19 protein-coding genes are annotated in these 15,466 nt (G+C 63.2%); 13 read left to right on the top strand and 6 right to left on the bottom strand.

Annotated elements, in window-relative coordinates:
• Window positions 1–3: 3 nt before the first annotated feature.
• Entirely contained in the window at window positions 4–1,389 is a 1,386-nt protein-coding gene (locus tag LB524_RS26000) for an aspartate aminotransferase family protein (protein WP_224531134.1), read from the bottom strand.
• 1 nt (window position 1,390) lies between these two features.
• A complete protein-coding gene (locus LB524_RS25995; RefSeq protein ID WP_318012240.1) occupies window positions 1,391–3,031 on the bottom strand; it encodes a N,N-dimethylformamidase beta subunit family domain-containing protein in 1,641 nt (546 codons plus the stop codon).
• Window positions 3,032–3,187: 156 nt separating this feature from the next.
• Here LB524_RS25995 and LB524_RS25990 point away from each other — a divergent pair, with 156 nt between their 5' ends.
• From LB524_RS25990 to LB524_RS25980, 3 genes are all read left to right on the top strand, one after another.
• Window positions 3,188–3,436: a ParB N-terminal domain-containing protein gene (locus LB524_RS25990; protein ID WP_140617245.1), complete on the top strand. Its 249-nt coding sequence runs from the start codon at window positions 3,188–3,190 to the stop codon at window positions 3,434–3,436.
• Between the two features lie 118 nt (window positions 3,437–3,554).
• On the top strand, window positions 3,555–4,040 hold the full coding sequence (locus LB524_RS25985) for an SRPBCC family protein (RefSeq protein WP_140823603.1): 486 nt from the start codon (window positions 3,555–3,557) through the stop codon (window positions 4,038–4,040).
• Window positions 4,041–4,065: 25 nt separating this feature from the next.
• Window positions 4,066–5,022 (top strand): alpha/beta fold hydrolase, encoded by a 957-nt coding sequence (locus tag LB524_RS25980; RefSeq protein WP_015318103.1) that lies wholly within the window; start codon window positions 4,066–4,068, stop codon window positions 5,020–5,022.
• A 49-nt stretch (window positions 5,023–5,071) separates the two neighbouring features.
• Here the strand turns inward: LB524_RS25980 and LB524_RS25975 are convergent, their stop codons facing one another.
• The gene (locus LB524_RS25975; RefSeq protein ID WP_224531124.1) at window positions 5,072–6,100 is read right to left on the bottom strand and encodes an isopenicillin N synthase family dioxygenase; all 1,029 of its coding nucleotides are present in this window, start codon (window positions 6,098–6,100) and stop codon (window positions 5,072–5,074) included.
• Between the two features lie 114 nt (window positions 6,101–6,214).
• On the opposite strand from LB524_RS25975, the gene LB524_RS25970 reads away from it, so the two are divergent.
• The 5 genes from LB524_RS25970 to LB524_RS25950 all read left to right on the top strand — a co-directional run bounded on the left by LB524_RS25970 (window position 6,215) and on the right by LB524_RS25950 (window position 9,700).
• Window positions 6,215–6,610, top strand: coding sequence for a GFA family protein (locus tag LB524_RS25970; RefSeq protein WP_224531122.1), 396 nt, complete (start codon window positions 6,215–6,217; stop codon window positions 6,608–6,610).
• Window positions 6,611–6,761: 151 nt separating this feature from the next.
• Entirely contained in the window at window positions 6,762–6,959 is a 198-nt protein-coding gene (locus tag LB524_RS25965; protein ID WP_140616965.1) for a hypothetical protein, read from the top strand.
• 194 nt (window positions 6,960–7,153) lie between these two features.
• Window positions 7,154–8,026 (top strand): undecaprenyl-diphosphate phosphatase, encoded by an 873-nt coding sequence (locus tag LB524_RS25960; RefSeq protein ID WP_224531119.1) that lies wholly within the window; start codon window positions 7,154–7,156, stop codon window positions 8,024–8,026.
• 146 nt (window positions 8,027–8,172) lie between these two features.
• Entirely contained in the window at window positions 8,173–8,799 is a 627-nt protein-coding gene (locus LB524_RS25955) for a transglutaminase-like cysteine peptidase (RefSeq protein WP_140616963.1), read from the top strand.
• A 109-nt stretch (window positions 8,800–8,908) separates the two neighbouring features.
• Window positions 8,909–9,700, top strand: a complete 792-nt coding sequence (locus LB524_RS25950; RefSeq protein ID WP_140616962.1) for a phosphodiester glycosidase family protein — start codon at window positions 8,909–8,911, stop codon at window positions 9,698–9,700.
• Window positions 9,701–9,728: 28 nt separating this feature from the next.
• On the opposite strand, the gene LB524_RS25945 is transcribed toward LB524_RS25950, so the two are convergent.
• Window positions 9,729–10,361, bottom strand: coding sequence for a DedA family protein (locus tag LB524_RS25945; protein ID WP_318012239.1), 633 nt, complete (start codon window positions 10,359–10,361; stop codon window positions 9,729–9,731).
• A 332-nt stretch (window positions 10,362–10,693) separates the two neighbouring features.
• Between LB524_RS25945 and LB524_RS25940 the strand changes: the two genes are divergently transcribed.
• Window positions 10,694–11,767 (top strand): GH25 family lysozyme, encoded by a 1,074-nt coding sequence (locus LB524_RS25940; protein WP_224531117.1) that lies wholly within the window; start codon window positions 10,694–10,696, stop codon window positions 11,765–11,767.
• A 36-nt stretch (window positions 11,768–11,803) separates the two neighbouring features.
• On the opposite strand, the gene LB524_RS25935 is transcribed toward LB524_RS25940, so the two are convergent.
• The gene (locus LB524_RS25935) at window positions 11,804–11,992 is read right to left on the bottom strand and encodes a hypothetical protein (protein ID WP_140662059.1); all 189 of its coding nucleotides are present in this window, start codon (window positions 11,990–11,992) and stop codon (window positions 11,804–11,806) included.
• A gap of 315 nt (window positions 11,993–12,307) precedes the next feature.
• Between LB524_RS25935 and LB524_RS29035 the strand changes: the two genes are divergently transcribed.
• Window positions 12,308–12,601 (top strand): lysozyme inhibitor LprI family protein, encoded by a 294-nt coding sequence (locus tag LB524_RS29035; protein ID WP_318012238.1) that lies wholly within the window; start codon window positions 12,308–12,310, stop codon window positions 12,599–12,601.
• Window positions 12,602–12,743: 142 nt separating this feature from the next.
• Entirely contained in the window at window positions 12,744–13,724 is a 981-nt protein-coding gene (locus tag LB524_RS25925) for a DUF3592 domain-containing protein (protein ID WP_224531116.1), read from the top strand.
• A 3-nt stretch (window positions 13,725–13,727) separates the two neighbouring features.
• On the opposite strand, the gene LB524_RS25920 is transcribed toward LB524_RS25925, so the two are convergent.
• The gene (locus LB524_RS25920) at window positions 13,728–14,096 is read right to left on the bottom strand and encodes a hypothetical protein (protein ID WP_224531115.1); all 369 of its coding nucleotides are present in this window, start codon (window positions 14,094–14,096) and stop codon (window positions 13,728–13,730) included.
• A gap of 183 nt (window positions 14,097–14,279) precedes the next feature.
• Between LB524_RS25920 and LB524_RS25915 the strand changes: the two genes are divergently transcribed.
• Window positions 14,280–14,801, top strand: coding sequence for a hypothetical protein (locus LB524_RS25915; protein ID WP_224531114.1), 522 nt, complete (start codon window positions 14,280–14,282; stop codon window positions 14,799–14,801).
• 4 nt (window positions 14,802–14,805) lie between these two features.
• Window positions 14,806–15,414, top strand: a complete 609-nt coding sequence (locus tag LB524_RS25910) for a hypothetical protein (protein WP_224531113.1) — start codon at window positions 14,806–14,808, stop codon at window positions 15,412–15,414.
• Window positions 15,415–15,466: the final 52 nt, after the last annotated feature.

The following is a 15,466-nucleotide window of genomic DNA, read 5'->3' as shown; positions in this document are numbered from 1 at the left end:
CCGCTACCCCCGGCCTTCGACCGGCAGGTCGAATTCGGCGGCCAGAACCTCAAGCGAGTCGCCGATAATGGAGATGATCTCGCCGACCTGCTCGCTGGTGACGATCATCGGCGGCGCGACCATGAAATTGTCGCCGTCGACGCCACCCTTGACCCTGCGGCCATAAATGATCAGCCCGCGCTCATAGGCGAGATCGAGCAGGCGCTGCGTGGCTTTTTTGCTCTGCTCGATCGGTTTCAGCGTATCGGGATCGGCGACCATTTCGGCGCCCGTAAGCAGCCCCTTGCCACGCACATCGGCAATGAACGGGAACCGCTTCGCAAGCGCCTTCAATCCGTCCATCAGCACGTCGCCCATGGCAGCCGCATTGGCAATCAGGTCGAGCCGGTCCATTTCGCCCAGCACTGCAAGCCCGGCGGCGCAGGCGAGCGGATTGCCGGCATAGGTGTGGCCATGCTGGAAGCCGCCGGAAGCGAGCAGCGGCTCGACCAGTCGCATCGGTGCGGCCAGCGCGCCGAGCGGCGCATAGCCCGAGCCGAGCCCCTTCGACAGCGCGACGATATCAGGCTTGCAGTTCCAGTGGTCGCCGCCGAGGAATTTGCCGGTGCGGCCGGCACCGCTCATCACCTCGTCGTGGATGAGCAGGATGCCGTGGCGATCGCAGACTTCGCGGATGCGCGCATAATAGCTGTCGGGTGCCACCAGGGCCGCGGTTGCAGCACCCCCGATCGGCTCCATGATGAAGGCGACGACGCTCTCGGGACCTTCGGCGAGGATCTTCTCCTCCAGCATGTCGGCGTAGCGGACGCCACGCTGCTCCATCGAGAGATTGTCGCGGTCGCGCCAGGCGGTCGGTGCCGGCACGGTCGGCATCACCCGCATCATCGGCGTAAAAGTTTCGGCCAACGCGTCGTCGCCGGTGATCGAAAGCGAACCGAGCGTGCCGCCGTGGTAGGAAGGAAACCGCGTGATCACCTTCCAGCGGCTGGCCTGGCCGGTGGCCACAGCCCATTGCCGCGCCAGCTTGATGCAGGATTCCGTCGCTTCCGAGCCGCCGGACACGAAAAAGATGCGGTCCATGCCTTCCGGCAACTTTCCAGCCAGTTCGCGCGCCAGTTCTTCCGCCGGCTCGTTCTCGAAATGCAGCCGGTAGGCGAAGGTGGCGCGGTCCATCTGCCGCTTCATCGCATCGAGCACATTGCGGTTGGAGTGGCCGATATTGGCGACCATCGGGCCGCTCGACCCGTCGATGAAACGGCGACCGTCCTGCGTCCACATGTAAATGCCTTCGGTGCGGTCGATCAGCGGCCGGCGCAGGCTGGAGAGGTAGAACAAATGCGATTGGCGCCGGGCATCAGTGTCTTGAACGGCGGTCTGGGCTGTCGACATGTCAGGACTTTCCGATATAGCGGTCGAGGACATTCTGGGTGACCCGTTCGACCATCGGGTCTTGTCTTAGCAGGCCGGCGACCCATTCGCAGCTTCCGGCATGGAACACCTCGCCCTTGCCGCGCGGGAAGTTGACGATCATGCCATTGCCGCGTTTGACCTTTTCGAGATTGGCGTCGCTTGCCTCGCCAAACAAGGTCTCGGCGGTGAAGCGGCCATCCTCGTCGGTGAGGAACTGGTCCTCGATCGGAATATCGGCGCTTTCCTCGACCTGGCTGGCCATGCCGACGGCCAGCACTTGCAGGCCGTCAGGCGCGCCGCTGTCCGGCGTGGGGTAGGGCAGTCCGCCGCGGATCTCGAAATCGAGCCCGTCGACCTCATAGCCATAGACATGGCTGTCGGCGCCCAGCAGGTCACCATAGTAGATGCCGGTGCCGGCAAAGGCCCAGTGCTCCGGCCGATAGACCGGAAAGCCGCGTACGCCACGTGGCGCGCAGCCACCCCAGCCGGCATAGACGCCCCGTGTCGCGTTGAGCCCGAAGGTTGCCGTACCCGGCCGGCCGATTTCCGGTGCTTCCCAGGAATTGGTGGCGCGGGTCACGTCGCCGCCGCGATAGGCCGGGTCCTCGGTGCGGGCGCGGTATTTGTAGCAGACCTGCCGGCGGCCCTCATCTTCGAGCCGCGTCTGCCACATGAAATTGCCGGCAAAGCGCGCCGCATGGCCGCCACGTTCGACATAGAAGTCGACCGCGTCGCGCATCTCCCAAGTCCAGTATTCGTCATGACCGACGAAGACCGCGCAGTCATAACCGTCGAGAATTTCCGGCGAGAAGTGAAGGTCATGCTGACTGGCGAGGTCGACGCCGTAGCCTGATCGTTCGGCGAAGCGAAAAAAATGACTGTCGTAGCTGGCCCAGCCGGACGAGGCATATTTCTTCGAATGGCCGGTGGCGAGCGCCCATTCCATGTGCGGATAACGCGGCACGGTCTTCGGCGGCACCGCCACCTCCAACGGCACGCGCGGTGCATCCCCGGGCAACACGACGAAGCCGCGGCACCAGGGGCGCTGCGTCGACACGATGGGCGAGTACTGGTCGCGGTCGGGCCCGGTGATGCCCTGATAATGGTTGGAGCCGCCCCAGGTGTTGTAGGCAAGCCAGGTGCCCGTCGTCGCCACCTGCAGCACACGGCCAGGTTTCTTGCCGGGCTGGGGAGAGACGATGAAAATGTGGTGACTTTGGATCGGCTTGCCGTCACGTCCGTCGGCGGTCAGCGTTATCAGGTAGCCGCCGGAGGGCCAGTCGCTCTCCACGCGAAATTCGAAGGAGGCTTCCCAGCCGCAGCCTTCGACCGAGCATTGCTCCGGACTCTCCTGCCAGCGCGCCGCAATGTCCGATTTCTCGAATACTCTCGTTTCGGTGCCGCCATCGCGGATGATCCTCATGCCGAAGGACGGAGCGGTCGAGCTGACATGCAGCGTAACTGTCTCGCCGGCGCGATAGGAAAACCGGTCGCTGTAGCACCAGATTTCGCCGCGCTCGCCATCCATGCCCGGCCACTCGTAATAGTGGCCGCGCACCGCGTGGCGGCGCTGCTCGGCTGTCAGCCCGAAATCGGGGAATTCGGTCCGCGGATTGATCATGAAGCCCTGGCCCATCTGAGGCGCCATTTCGGCGATCCGCCCGCCAGGCGTCAAATGGAAACGATCATGCCAGCATTCGTTAGCCGCACCCTTGGCCGCCTTCGCCAAACCGACTATCTCAGGACGACGGCGGCAGTTCCGCCATGGGGACAGGGCATGCTCAGGGTTCAACAGGTCAAGGTCGACGACATCTACGTGCCCACGGCGCGGAAGAAGACGCTGCACCCCGAGACCGTCCGGCATCTGGCCGAGGACATACTCGAGAACGGCATGAAGACGCCGATCCAGGTCCGCCACGATGGCAAGCGGCACATACTTGTCGAAGGCCTGCACCGGCTCGAAGCCGCCAAATGGCTGGGCGAGACCGTAATCGACGCCTACCTGGTGCAAGCCAAGCGGCACTGACACGCGCTCCGCTCACGGTTTTCAACCTGCGTTTCCAGAATTTTTCGCGGGCGATGTCGGTTTGCTTTGCGTCGGCTCGTCCTTGGGACGGAAGCCAGATCAAACCGAGGAGACCACCGTGGCCACCAAGCTCGACATCGCCCCCGCCGACGACCGCGAACTGGTTCTCGCCCGCATCATCGATGCACCGCGCGGGGACGTCTATCGCTGCTGGACCGAACCGAAATTGATCACGCAATGGTTCGCGCCAAAGCCGTGGACGACGCCGCGTGCCGAGATGGATGTGCGCACCGGTGGCAACAGCCTGGTCGTCATGGCAGGGCCCGACGGCAACGAGTTCCCCAACCCCGGCGTCTTCCTCGAGGTCGTTCCCGGCGAGAAGATCGTCTTGACCGATGCTTATACCCAGTCATGGGTGCCATCGGAAAAACCGTTCATGACAGTCGTACTGACCTTCGAGGACGAGGGCGAGGGCAAGACCCGCTACATCGCGCGCGTCCGGCACTGGAGCGTCGCCGACCGCGAGCAGCACGAGGCCATGGGCTTTCACGCCGGTTGGGGCCAGTGCACCGATCAGCTCGAAGATCTCGCCAGGACGCTCTGACAGAGCCACACCGGAGGAGTTCGATATGTCCAAAGTTCTGTTTTTTGCCATTTTTGCCTCGGCCGCTGCGTTTCTCGCTTGCCCGGGCACCATCAATGCAGAGGAGACAAAGCCTGCCATGACGACCGAAACGAAAACACTGCCGAAGCCACAAAAGTCCGGCCTGCTGCCGATCAATGGCGTGAATTACTATTACGCCGTCTATGGCAAGGGTGAGCCGCTGCTTCTGCTGCATGGCGGCCTCGGCTCCACCGACATGTTCGCGCCGATCCTGCCCAAGCTTGCCGAAAACCGCACCGTCATCGGCGTCGACCTGCAGGGGCATGGCCGCACCGCCCTTGGCGACCGGCCATTCAGCCTGCAGGCGATCGGCGACGACATGGCTGGTATCGTCAAGACACTCGGCTACGACAAGGTCGACGTCATGGGCTATTCGCTGGGCGGCGGGGTTGCCTTCCGCATGGCGGTCCAGCATCCCGAGGCCGTGCGCCGGCTGGTCCTTGTTTCGACCGGTTATGCCGCCGACGGCTTCTACGACGAGATGCGTCCGCAGCAGGCACAGGTGAGTGCCGCCGCCGCGACGTACATGAAAGACACGCCGATGTACAAATCCTACGTCGCCGTCGCCCCGCATCCGGAGGACTTCCCGAAACTGCTCGACGCGCTCGGCAATTTCATGCGCCAGAACTACGACTTCTCGGCCGACGTTCCCAAGCTGAAGATGCCCGTGATGCTCGCCTATGGCGACAGCGACATGTACAAGCCCGAGCACGAGATCAAGTTCTACCAGATGCTCGGCGGCGGCCTGAAGGATGCCGGCTGGATGCGCGAGAACCTGTCGCGGAACCGGCTGGCCATCCTGCCCAACCGCACCCACTACGATGTCTTCTTCGCTCCGGAACTGACGGCCGCCGCACTGCCGTTCCTCGATGGCGAGACCAGGGTGAAGAGCTGGGACGAGGTGGTCGGCGAAGCCGAATGACCCCTGCCATCTCCGCCGGCCGTCTCCAGCGAGACAGCCGGCGTGCTGTTCAGGAAGCCTTGGCCCGGCGCGGCTGCCTCAGATGCTTGATGCCGCTCATTTCGACGAAGTTCGTCGCTGACTCCCAGAGATAGTCGCCGTAAAGAAACGGCGCGAAGGGTTCGGTGCCGTCCAGCGGCAAAGGCGAGATTTCCGCGTCGACGCGTGGCTCGTGGAAGAACGGGATCGAGAACCGCACCGTTTTTGGCGCAATGACCCGGTGCCGTGTCGCCCGCACGCGGCCGCCGGTCCAGCGTTCCAGCAATTGGCCGAAATTGACCGCCAGCGTGCCATCGGCTGGAGGCACGTCGATCCATTCGCCGGCGAGGTTCTTCGCCTGCAAGCCCTCGACGCCGTCCTGCGCCAGCAAGGTGACGAAGCCTGAATCGGCATGTTCGCGGCCTATGATGGTGCGCGTCTCGCCTTTGTGGGTCACCGAAAACTCGGGCCCACTGGTATCGACGCCCGCACTGGCGTCGCGCAGCGGATAGCGGATCAGGCGCAGCGTCGAGATGCCACCGTCGAAATAGGCATCGAAGGTCATCTCGGGCAGACCAAGCCCGCGGGCGATCGACCGCATCAGCATGGTGCCGACCGTTCCCATCACGCGATAGTAGTCGGCTGCCGCAGCGCGCCAGCCGGGCAGGGCATTCTCGTCCGGCAACGGTGTGGGCTCGCACAAGGGATCGTCGGAAGCCGTGCCTCGCGCCGCATCGGCAAGGTCTGGCCCCATGTCGATGCCTTCCTTGTAGGAAACGGCTTGCGGCTGCAGCGGAAACCAGCCGCGGTAGAAATTTTTCTTGGTGTGATCGAAATTCCAGCGCAGCAATTCCTGTTTCTCGGCGTCAGGAAGCGCGAAGATGCGCAGCAATTGCGCGCGCTTGTCGGGCGTCAGCCAGTCATCGCCGGGAAAATCCCGGACCGCCAGGAAGCCGATGCCGGCCGCCGCGGCCATGATCCCGGCGTCGGCGCGGTCGCGCGCGGGCGAGGGCGACCCGAACAGGGCCGCGATGCCGATCGTTTCGATGTCGGGTGTCATGACAATCCTGCTGCATCACGATAATCGATGACCTTGTATCAAAGCTTTTCAATTGACCCAATCGACCTCGCCGTTACTTTTGCCGCCTGTTCACTCCACCAATGGATCCAGGCGATGGCAAAATACGAGGGCGGATGCCTGTGCAGGGCCGTGCGCTATCGCACCGATGCCGCCCCCATCAACGAGCGCATCTGCCATTGCCGGCTTTGCCAGAAGGCGATCGGCGCGGCGTTCAATGCGCGTGTTCTTTTCCGCATCGACGATGTGACGGTCGAGGGCCCGTTGGCCACGGTCAACACCTCGCCGGACCTCAAGCGCGGGTTTTGTCCGGCCTGCGGCACGACCCTGTTTTCGCGGCGCGATTCCGCCGGCATCATCGGCGTGACGACCGGTTCGCTTGACGACCCGTCGCTGTTCAGGCCCCAGATGCACATCTGGACCGTCTCGAAACAGCCCTGGGTGATGCTGGATGACGGCCTGCCGCAGTTTGAAGGCGCTCCGCCGGCCTAGCTTCCTTCTTCCCCGTGAAGGGAAAGGACGTGCCCCAGGATGACCAAAAATTAATCCAAAGAGACACGTGATAGCCGGCAAAGCGTCATTGGCGGGCCATCTTTGTCTCCCTATCTAAGCGTCGCGGGCCCGGCATTCGAGGAGACGACGGATGAACGACAGCATCAGCACCCTGGACGAGCTTTTGAGCGATCCTATGGTCCTGCTCGTGATGGAACGTGACCGTGTGCGCCCGGAACAGGTGCGCATGCTGCTCGAGCGGGCTCGCCGGCCCTCCACGGAGGAGCCTGTCGTGCCGCCCGCCCATGTTATTGCCAGGACCTGCCAGAAACTTTGGCTCTGCCCATAATCGTCTTGCCAACCTCCAGCCATGGGAGCATCGCCGGCCCTTCGGGCCGGTTTGAACCGTGCGCGTCCGACGCGGCGGTGCCAGCTTACAAATCCGTAAATTGATTATCCGCCGCATGACGGTATGCCTTGCCGGGCACCGATCTCCTCCGATGGTGCCTTCGCAATTCCGATCTCTCCCGGATGGAACCCGACATGGCTGATATCTGCACGCAAGGCGTCGACACGGGCTTTGTCGGCCTTGGATTTGCCAAGGTCGCATTCCTCGGCCTGGTGCAAGGCATCACCGAACTGCTGCCGATTTCCTCGACCGCCCATATGCGCATCGTGCCGGCGGTGCTTGGCTGGCAGGATCCGGGTTCCGCCTTCTCCGCCGCCATGCAGCTTGCCGCCCTTGCCGCCGTAGTCAGCTATTTCTGGGGCGATGTCAGGGATCTCCTGTTCGGTTCGATCGACGCTCTCACACGGCGCGATTTCGCCGATCGGCATTTCCAACTGGCTTCCTGGATCGTGCTGGCGACAATCCCGATTGTGATCGCCGGCGTGGTACTTTCGGGTGTTCTCAACACCTGCAATTCGCCGTTGCGCAGCTTGAGCGTGATTGGCTGGGCCTGCATAGGCATGGCGATCCTGCTGGCCCTGGCCGAGATTTTCGCCCGCCACAAGCGCACCATCGGCGAAGCGTCGCTCGCCGACGCGCTTCTTGTCGGTGTCGCCCAGGTCGGCGCGCTGATCCCGGGCGTCTCTCGCTCCGGTTCGACGCTGACGGCGGCACTGGGGCTCGGCTTCAAGCGGGCCGAGGCGGCACGCTTCTCGTTCCTGCTCGGGCTGCCGGCCATCGCGCTCGCCGGCCTCAAGGAATTATGGGAACTGCACGAGGTGCATCTCGATGCCCATGGGTGGTCGGTTCTTGGCCTGGGGCTGCTCGTCGCCTCGATTTCGGCCTTCTTCGCCATTTGGGGCCTGATGCGTGTGCTGGAACGCTTCTCCGCCTGGCCCTTTGTCATCTACCGTGGCCTGCTTGGCGTCGTCCTGCTGCTGGGTGTGGCGATGGGATGGCTCGTCTAGCTCCCTAGCCCGAACCTCGGTGTTGCGCTGCTGCAACCCTCGAAGGGGCATGCGGCGTCCCTCCAAGATGTGATCGGCCGGTTTGGTTGACTTCGGGATACAACCGCCCTTAACGTTCTGTTAACAAAACAGATGGGCGGGGCCGGATGGCATCCTCGATGGGTTGGCGCCGGAAGGCGAAGGGGCTGGGGCTTGCGATTGCCCTGATTGCTTTCTGTTCGGCGGCGAATTCCGCTTACACGGCTCCCGTTTCCATGGCTATCGGCGGCTCGACGTCCCAGCCGATTGGCCACTATGATTTTTGCAAGATTCATGCCGCCGAGTGCTCGATCCGTTCATCCGACAGCGAGCCGGAACAGATGACTGGCAAGCTGTTGCGGGAGATCAGCGCCGTAAACCTCTCGGTCAACGCGCGCGTCAAGCCGATGAGCGACATGGACAATTACGGCAAGGAGGAATGGTGGGCCTATCCGGACAATGGCTTCGGCGATTGCGAGGATTACGCGCTGGAAAAGCGGCGTGAGCTCAACAGCCTGGGCATCGCCATAGCCAATCTCCTGATGACGGTGGTTCGCAAGCCGGACGGCGAAGGCCATGCCGTGCTGACGGTGCGCACCGACAAGGGCGACTTCATCCTCGACAATCTCGTCGACAAGGTTCGCCTCTGGAACCAGACCCCGTATCGCTATCTCAAAAGACAGGCGAGCGACAATGCCGGGCGCTGGGTCTCTATTCTTGCCGGCGAGGAGAAGCTGGTCAGCGCCGTCAAATAGTCGCTGCCGACGTCCGGGCGATAACCATACTTCTTTCAGCAAATCCTTCATCGTGCCGGCAAGCGGTGCTATCCACGACAGTTCGTTGGAATGGCAATCCGGAACGCGCATGGATTTTTTGACCGTCCTGTATTCGGCGCCCTTGCTGCTGAGCTTGTTCAAGGCCGCGTTGCCGTACGCGGTCGCCACGACAGCGGCATTCGGCCAGTGGTTCGCTTCGGTGCCGCCGTGCCGCGACGTCTCCTTCGAGGCTACGAGCTTCCTCGTCTGCGAGGTCGATCCGAAGCTCTATTCGATCGAACTGTTCTGGAAAGACCCGGCAGGCAAGCCTTTTCAGTCGCTGCACAATCTCGACAACGCCCAGCGCATGGCGGGCCGGACCATGCTGTTTGCCATCAATGCCGGCATGTACCACCCCGATCTCAGGCCGGTCGGCCTTTACGTCGAACGCGGCCAGGAAATGGCCGGTGTGAAAACGGGATCGGGAAGCGGCAATTTTTCGCTGCAGCCGAATGGCATTTTCTATATCAGCCGCGGCAAGGCCGTGGTGCGGGCGACCAAGGACTTCGTCAGGCAGCGGCCAGCCACCGACTATGCGACACAATCAGGGCCAATGCTGGTAATCGACGGCCAGCTTCACCCGAAATTCCAGGCCGACGGCACCTCGCGCAAGAGCCGCGACGGCGTCGGAGTGCGAAAGGACGGTGTTGCCGTCTTTGCCATCTCGAACGGCACGGTGACGTTCCATGCCTTCGCTCGCCTGTTTCGCGACGCGCTCGGCTGCGACAACGCGCTCTTTCTCGACGGCACGATATCGAGCCTGCTCGCTCCGGCCATCGGCCGCAACGACGACTACTGGAATCTGGGGCCGATGATCGGCGTCTTCAGGAAGCGCGGCTGATGCACGGCGCCCTCAATCGCGAGACGCGCTAAATCCGTGCATCATGCCTGCCGCGCAGTCTGACGACCAGCACGGCGACGATGATCGCTACCACCATGGCCGCGATCACCGCCAGGCCGAACAGGCTGGTCGCGTCGAGTTCGGGCAGATTGTCGGCTCCTTTCGCCACCAGCCATCCAGGCGACAGCACGACCGGCGCCCAGATGATCGCTGACAGGATGTTGGCGACCTGGAAGCGCCGCCTGTTCATGCCCATCATGCCGGCGACCAGCGGCACGGTGGCACGCACCGGACCGAAGAAGCGGCCGACGAAAACGGCGGCGACACCGTAGCGATGGAAGAACAGGCGCGCCCTGGCGATCTCGCGGCGATAGCGGTTGAGCGGCCATTTGTGGACGACGCCACGCCCCAGCCATTTGCCGAGAAAATAGGAAATGGTGTCGCCAAGCGCCGCGCCGAGCATCGCGGCGAGGAGAACGGGCAGGGGCTGGACGATACCGGCGCCCACCAGCCCGCCGACGATGATCAGCACCGTGGTGCCAGGCAACAGGATGCCGACCAGCACCAGCGACTCGCCGAAGGCCAGCAATCCGACCACGAGACCCGCCCAGGCCTGATGGTTCTCGATGAAACATACGCTCTGGTCGATGAACGACTGCACGCAAGCTCCGTGTTGAAAGTGTTCCTCAGCTGCCCTGTCGAGCAAGATCCTGAGTTCGTCGAGCTTGCCGTCGACGAGCCAGCCGTAATAATTCTCGACCGGCAGCTTGCGGCCCTTGGCGCGGGCAGGGCCGCCGCGCCGCACCCCGTTCTCAACAGCCACATCATGGCCCTGTCAAGGCTTGGCCGGGCCGCTGCCGACGACTGTCAGAACGCGGCCACAGCTATGGTAAAAAACTTGATTCAAACTTTATTGGTAATTTCTCGTTCATAACTCGTCTGGTTGTCCGTCGGCCGTCGCCTTCGGTCTGTTGTGTTCGAGTACAGGTCCAGATGCGGTTACCAGGCGTCGTGAGTTTCGTGATCGCATCGCTCTGCCTTGCCGGCTGTTCGTCGACATCGGGCATGGATGCGCTCGACATGCAGAAGCCGTCCAATGAAGTCACCAGTTCGGTGGTGCGTCCAAGCGCGCCGATCGCGTCCGTTCCGGTGGCCAGGGCAAACGCGGCGCGCAAGCGGATTGAGGCTGCGGCAGAGGATACCACCGCTCGGCCTTATGGCCTTGCCGAGGAAGAGACGGTGGCGTTTCCCGCACCCGAACTGCCCGACAGCGTCGAGCCGCCGATCGAGGAGGCAGCCCTGGTGTCGCCGCCGAAGCTGTTGTCGCGGGCGGCACCGTCCATGCTGGCCGGCCCGGTCACGCGTTATGGCTTCCGCGATGCCAAGCCGATCAATTTCGGCCGCTCGTCGCCCCGTCACCTTGCCGTGCACGGGGTGGACGTGTCGCGCTGGCAAGGCAACGTCAACTGGGAGAAGCTGCGCGCCCAAGGCGCCAACTTCGCCTACATCAAGGCGACCGACGGCGGCGACCACTTCGACCCCCTGTTTATGAAGAACTGGCGTGATGCCGACGCGGCGGGCCTGAAGCGCGGTGCCTATCATTTCTTCTACTGGTGCCGCACCGCCGGCGAGCAGGCCGACTGGTTCATCCGCAACGTGCCGAAGGTCGACGGCGCGCTGCCGCCGGTGATCGACGTCGAGTGGAACGGCGACTCCAGCTGCCAGCGGCGCCCGTCGCGCGAAAAGGTCCTGGAGAAGATGCAGGTGTTCATGGACAAGCTGGAGCGCCATTACGGCCAGCGGCCGATCATCTACACGGCGCCCGATTTCTATCGCGACAACCTTCAGGGCGCATTCCCGGATTACCCGTTCTGGCTGCGCGCCGTGGCCCGGCATCCGTCAAAGGTCTATCCCGATCGCAAATGGCTGTTCTGGCAGTATTCCGGCTCTGGCCTGTCGCATGGCGTAACCGGCCGCATCGATCTCAACGTCTTCCATGGCGATGAGCGGCAATGGCGCGCCTGGGCCGGCGGCGGAGGTCGGGCCATGATGGCCGACGCGGATTAGAACCGATGCTTTCGCGTCGGCGCTCGTCCCGTCCACCTATTGGAACTGGTTGCTCCCGCCGTTCTTTTCCTCGCTCAACCGCAGCCGCGCCCTCAAGCCCATGATCTCGGCGATCGCGGCATCGATCATGGCGAGAAGGGTCAACGTGTCGTGCTGGGTCGGATCGGCCCTGACATAGGCGAGCTGGTTCAGTATATCGGTGTCATCTTCGGTTTGTTCGCTCATGCGCATCGTCCCGGCTGTTGTCTCCTGGATCTTCGTCCGATCGGATCGATCGTCCTTTTATCACGTCATCGTGCGGATGGCCCGCCGTATTGGCCACCAGTTCCTGGCGCGGTCCCCACCGTGCTTCGGATACGTCCTCGGAGGCAAGATGGAGAACATCGGTGTGAGGCTTCGGCTCGGTGGGGCACTGGTCTGCTTGCTGACATTGCTGTTGCCCGCGAGCCCGATGGCCGCGGGTCTGAAAGACCCCACCGCCGATACGCTCGACCGCTGCCTGAATAAGCCAGCCAATGGCTCTACAGCAGGCCAAACCGACTGCGAGGCCACGGCATCAAGCGACTACGATCGCCGCATGAATGCCGCCTATGCGACACTCCTGCGCACCTGCGCAAATTACCGCGCCAGGCAGCGCAAAATCTTCGCCTGTCACAACGCGCCTGGCTGGCCTTCCGCGACAGCGAGGCGAAGACCCGGGGCGCTCTCTATGAAACAAGGCAAGGCACGATGTACGTGCCCATGCAGGCAGCCGACGCCACCAACATCATCCGGGATCGCGCCCTTCAGCTGGAGGGCTATGTTCGTGTCATGGCAATAGAGGATGCCGAATAGCGGCTGGTCGCCGCTCCCATGGCCACGCGACAGCATTGAACCTTGCCGGCGGTCATTTCCTGATCTAGCGAATAGACGAGACATTGCCCTCGCCATGCTGTCTATATGCGTGCTGCTGTACTCTAGTCGTCGGGGGGACGAGTTGGAGCTCAAGTTTCTGTTGGTCGGCTTTGCCTGCGCGGTCGCTGGCATGCTGTCGATCGTCACCTTCCTGAAATGGCTCGAGGTCAAGGCGGCCAGCCGCTGGTTGCCGACGCCTGGAAAGATCGTCTCGTCGCGCGTCGAGGCGCGCGAGGTGACAAGCTCGGGTACCGGCTCGGAGAGCAGCACCTCGACCGAAATCCGCAACTTTCCGGCCATCACCTATGAGTACAAGGTGGGCGGCAAGACATTTCAAAGTTCGCACTACAGCGTGCAGGAGAACCTCGGAAATTTCGAAGTCGCGGAAACCCTTGCGCGGTTTCCGCGTGGCGCGGCGGTAACCGTGTTCTATGACCCGTCCAGCCCGGGCAAGGCCGTGATCGAGCGCACCATGCCGGACGGCGCCTTCAAGTTCATGGTCCAGCTTTCGGCGGGGCTCGTGGTTGGTGCGCTGGTGTTGGTGTTTTCGGTCGGTGGCGTGCTGGAGGCTATCGGGCCGCATCTGCCCAAGCCGCGGAACCTCGGTGCGGCGGCATTCCTGCTGTTCATGGGGCTTTTTGTGCTGCGCATGGGCTTTGCCCAAAGATCGATGGCCGGACAAGCGGCAACATGGCCGACCGCTGCCGGCCGTATCGATGCGTCCGGCCTGCAGGCAATCAAGACCCGCGACCGGTTTGAGGGCGGTGGGTACCGGCCCTGGCGCACGGTGTTCAAATCCCGCATCGTCTACAGCTATGGTGTCGCCGGACAGCGCTACAGCGCCGATCGCGTCGCTTTCGGCGCCAGCGTGACGGCCTCGCTGCCCGGCCTCGTCGGCGGTCAGGCGCGGCGCTATGTCGAGGGCAGCAAGGTCAACGTTCGCTATGACCCCGCCAACCCCGCCTCGGCGGTGCTCGAATGCCGGGTGCGTGGGCTATGGCTGCTGTGGGTCTGCTCGGCAGGCTTTCTCGGCGGCGCGGCCTTGCTGGTCGGGTTGGTCTGAGTGTCACCGCCTTGAGCAGCGCACGAGAGGTCCGCTGTCGAATCCGCGCCAGCTCAACCGCACCGTCGCGCCGTCGATTTTGATATGGATGGTGCGAGAAAATGGCTCGTCGAGCGATGGGTCCGCGCCGTAGCACTGGCTGGCACGAACCACCCAGCCGATGGCGGTTTTGCGAAAGATCGCGTGCTCGCAGCCGAGGTTGGGAAACGACAGGGCCGACTGATCCACAGTGAAGACAGTCTGGCGCTGGACGTCGGCGGTCGCATGGCAGTTCAACCTATCGCTGGACCACGTCCCGACATAGGGCGCTGCCGCTACGGCCGGCACAATCGCAGTTGCGGAGGTCGCTATGATCAGTGCCAAACGCTGCATCTTTTGTCTCCTGGGCCGCTGCGTTCGATCATACAGATTGCGGGTTTGTGTGGCGCAAGTTTTCGATCGAGGCACGATAAACGCAGCGGTTCCGGATTTCGCTTATGGTTTTGTACGGATGATGCGACTGTGCGGCCCGGCACGCAGCCGGCCTTGCTTCACAACAGATTGCCCGAGATTTCGATGATCATTCGCAAACTGGCCTTCGTTGCCCTGGGTTCGCTCGGGCTCATGCAAGCGGCGGGCGCCAAGGAATGCCTCCTGAGCCACGCCACCTACCAGGAGCCACGCTCGGGCGCGGTCATGCAATTCCGGCCGCTGGGCAACGAACCGGCGGCACTGACGACGCAGGTGTTCTCGCTGGCCGTGCCTCATACCGGCATAAGCCTGCCGGCCGATATTACCTGGACCAACGGCAAGAACTCGTTTCCGCTCGGTACCATCCGCCACCCCTGCACCGACGACGACCGCGAAGCGGGTCTGCAAGACGACAGCGGGCTTTGCCGGATATGGGACGGGCAGGTCTATGCCTTGACCGGAGGCGGCGCCGAGCAGCTGAACTCGCGCGAAGCGACACCGGCGCCGAAAGGGCTATTGCTGCCGCAGTTCGGTGCGATGTTCAGCGAATGGCCCGACTTCGCCAATGCCAACCCCGCCGGCTCAGCCTGGGATGCCTTCACTTTGACGGGATGCAGCGATGAATAGCGCTATGGGATCGATCGTCTGGACCTGCGCCCTGTTCGGGTTCGTGACGGTATCTGCCGGGGCGCGCGCGGAGGAGCCGGCACCGTCGCGGCCGCCGATCGACAAATGCGTCTGGGAAAAACTGACGGACAAGACGATCGGCCTGGGAGCATGGGCGCAGCGCTGCAATTTCGGCTTTCGCCAGATCCATTTCGAGTTTGTCGGCAATGCGCTCGCCATCAAATACAGCGATGGCGGTGCGCCAGATCCGCTTGTCGAGGTGCTCGACATCCAGCCCGGCGAAACCGCGGAGGCTGCCATGCGGCGCCTGTTCCTGGAAAAGACCGACAAGGCCGTCAACGCCCGCTGCGAGCTCGCGCCTTACACGGAGGGCACCGTGCCCGCCGGCGTCAAACGCTACGCATTCAGCCCCGACGCCGCTTATGCGAAAGAGCTGAAGGCGCGGACCGACCCTGACGAGGTCCCCGACCCGCCCTGCGGCGACTGGGGCGAAATGCCTGATGGCATCCAGTATTTCGAGGTGCCGGCAGGTGAGGGACACAAGCTGCTGTTCGTCCGCGTGGGCCAGGATGAGCCGTTGTTTGATGAGCAGACGCTGCGGGTGTTGCCCTAGGGTGAGGAGCCGCGGTCAAGCCAGATCCTAGCCACACAGATCGTGGCTGCAA

It is taken from the genome of Mesorhizobium sp. ESP6-5, assembly GCF_020164695.1.
GTDB classification, from domain to species: domain Bacteria; phylum Pseudomonadota; class Alphaproteobacteria; order Rhizobiales; family Rhizobiaceae; genus Mesorhizobium; species Mesorhizobium australicum.
This window is presented reverse-complemented; position numbering and strand designations above follow the sequence as displayed.

What these genes read in the sequence shown, in the direction of transcription:
- LB524_RS25920 (WP_224531115.1), bottom strand. Translation starts at nt 14,096, where the DNA reads ATGCAGCGTTTGGCACTGATCATAGCGACCTCCGCAACTGCGATTGTG.
- LB524_RS25940 (WP_224531117.1), top strand. Translation starts at nt 10,694, where the DNA reads ATGCGGTTACCAGGCGTCGTGAGTTTCGTGATCGCATCGCTCTGCCTT.
- LB524_RS25980 (WP_015318103.1), top strand. Translation starts at nt 4,066, where the DNA reads ATGTCCAAAGTTCTGTTTTTTGCCATTTTTGCCTCGGCCGCTGCGTTT.
- LB524_RS25995 (WP_318012240.1), bottom strand. Translation starts at nt 3,031, where the DNA reads ATGATCAATCCGCGGACCGAATTCCCCGATTTCGGGCTGACAGCCGAG.
- LB524_RS25965 (WP_140616965.1), top strand. Translation starts at nt 6,762, where the DNA reads ATGAACGACAGCATCAGCACCCTGGACGAGCTTTTGAGCGATCCTATG.
- LB524_RS25950 (WP_140616962.1), top strand. Translation starts at nt 8,909, where the DNA reads ATGGATTTTTTGACCGTCCTGTATTCGGCGCCCTTGCTGCTGAGCTTG.
- LB524_RS25970 (WP_224531122.1), top strand. Translation starts at nt 6,215, where the DNA reads ATGGCAAAATACGAGGGCGGATGCCTGTGCAGGGCCGTGCGCTATCGC.
- LB524_RS25975 (WP_224531124.1), bottom strand. Translation starts at nt 6,100, where the DNA reads ATGACACCCGACATCGAAACGATCGGCATCGCGGCCCTGTTCGGGTCG.
- LB524_RS25910 (WP_224531113.1), top strand. Translation starts at nt 14,806, where the DNA reads ATGGGATCGATCGTCTGGACCTGCGCCCTGTTCGGGTTCGTGACGGTA.
- LB524_RS25955 (WP_140616963.1), top strand. Translation starts at nt 8,173, where the DNA reads ATGGCATCCTCGATGGGTTGGCGCCGGAAGGCGAAGGGGCTGGGGCTT.
- LB524_RS25935 (WP_140662059.1), bottom strand. Translation starts at nt 11,992, where the DNA reads ATGAGCGAACAAACCGAAGATGACACCGATATACTGAACCAGCTCGCC.
- LB524_RS25915 (WP_224531114.1), top strand. Translation starts at nt 14,280, where the DNA reads ATGATCATTCGCAAACTGGCCTTCGTTGCCCTGGGTTCGCTCGGGCTC.
- LB524_RS25960 (WP_224531119.1), top strand. Translation starts at nt 7,154, where the DNA reads ATGGCTGATATCTGCACGCAAGGCGTCGACACGGGCTTTGTCGGCCTT.
- LB524_RS25990 (WP_140617245.1), top strand. Translation starts at nt 3,188, where the DNA reads ATGCTCAGGGTTCAACAGGTCAAGGTCGACGACATCTACGTGCCCACG.
- LB524_RS26000 (WP_224531134.1), bottom strand. Translation starts at nt 1,389, where the DNA reads ATGTCGACAGCCCAGACCGCCGTTCAAGACACTGATGCCCGGCGCCAA.